Here is a 1,602-nt window from a genome sequence, read left to right on the forward strand (position 1 = left end):
ATTGACGAAGCTAGAGACGACATTAACCGTGCTCGTAGTGACCTTGACACCGCCCAGGAAGAACTCGACCAGACGAAAATAGACCTCGAAGATTCCCGCGAAAGATTGGAAGGTGCGGAGGATAATCTCCGCGAGACTCGCGACGATTTAAGCAAATTAGAAAGTGACCTGCGTGAAGCGGAAAATAGCTTGCGTGATAAAGTTGATTTAGTTGATTACAATGAGAGAATCACGGATATTACGCGGGATATGGCGTCAAAGGTTGATGGTGAATGGGTTGACGGACGGTTACGGGTTGAGATTGACGGAGAATCCGAATTAATCTACGTCAAGGATGACATTGACGGGATGATTAATAACACTGTATCTAAAGCCAAGTACGAAACCGACCAAGAAGGGATTGTAGAGCGTTTTGAAAGCGCAGAATCTCGAATCTATCAAAATGAGCAAGCTATAGGTGGAATGGTCAAGCAGATAGATTATAACGCCGACCAAGGGAGATTAGAAGAGCGTTTGACAGAATGGGAACGCACTGCGGATGGATTTAATCAGTCCGTAAGTAGATTGCAAACTGATTTTGATAATTTGGAGATTGGTGGAAGGAATTTATTTAGTTCCAATGGTTCTTACAAAAATGAAAGCATATTTAAAAACAGCCCTTACAGCGTGATTGCAGTAACATCTTGGAGACAATACGCAAAAAGAATGCTTGTAGAAAGCAATGCGGAGTATGTTATATCAGTTTGGGCGAAAGTTAAATCAGGAACAACAACTAACCGATTAACCTTGCACCCGGTTCAATATACAACTGAATCAGGTTCAACCAGAAGCTCATCTCCTTCAAGAGGTTTTGCAGTAGGGGCAGATTGGACGTATATTAAATACCCGATTACAACACATCAGGACTCTAAGTCTATGAATTTATATATGATTGTAGACCCAAGAGATACAGGTAACGAGATTTGGGTTAGTGCTATAAAAGTCGAAAAAGGGAACAAAGCAACCGACTGGACCCCAGCACCTGAAGACCAAATTTCTTATACCGAAACCCGAATCGAACAACTAGCCGACAAAATCGCGCTAGAATACATCAAAGACGACGACCTTATTGCAGGTATCCGGATAGGAGACCCGAACCCAATCAACGGGGCAAACGTGGAGATTACTGGCGATACAGCTATTTACGGTCGATTACTTGCCCCCGATGCAACGTTTATAAAAATTTCTACCGAAGAAATGTACGCTATAGACGCAGAAATTAAAGATAGCAAAATCACCGGAAAGCTCGACGCCAATGACGCTGAATTTCAGAAAGGTAAATTTGAAGAAGCGCACCTTGTTAGAGCGAAAATTGACGAAGCTGATATTATTGACGCGGATATTACCAATGCAACGATTACCGGGGAACTTAACGGTGTTGGCGGAACATTTACGGGTCAATTGGACGGGGTTGACGGCACATTTACCGGTAAAATGACAGCTGGAGAGATTGAGGGGTCGGAGTTAAGAGGTACCCTCATTAAAGGTTCGGAGTTTATTTCTGAAACGGAACAAGGTTTGACTAGACGGAAGACAAAGGTAGATGTCGATGGCGTCACTGTT

Annotated in this window: 1 protein-coding gene; it reads left to right on the top strand. The window is 43.1% G+C overall.

Annotation, left to right across the window (positions count from 1 at the left end):
* The coding region (locus IEX94_RS19445) for a pentapeptide repeat-containing protein (protein ID WP_188859906.1) at positions 1–1,602 on the top strand (1,602 nt) is incomplete at both ends.

This window comes from Oceanobacillus indicireducens, assembly GCF_014647195.1.
GTDB classification, from domain to species: Bacteria; Bacillota; Bacilli; order Bacillales; family Amphibacillaceae; genus Oceanobacillus; species Oceanobacillus indicireducens.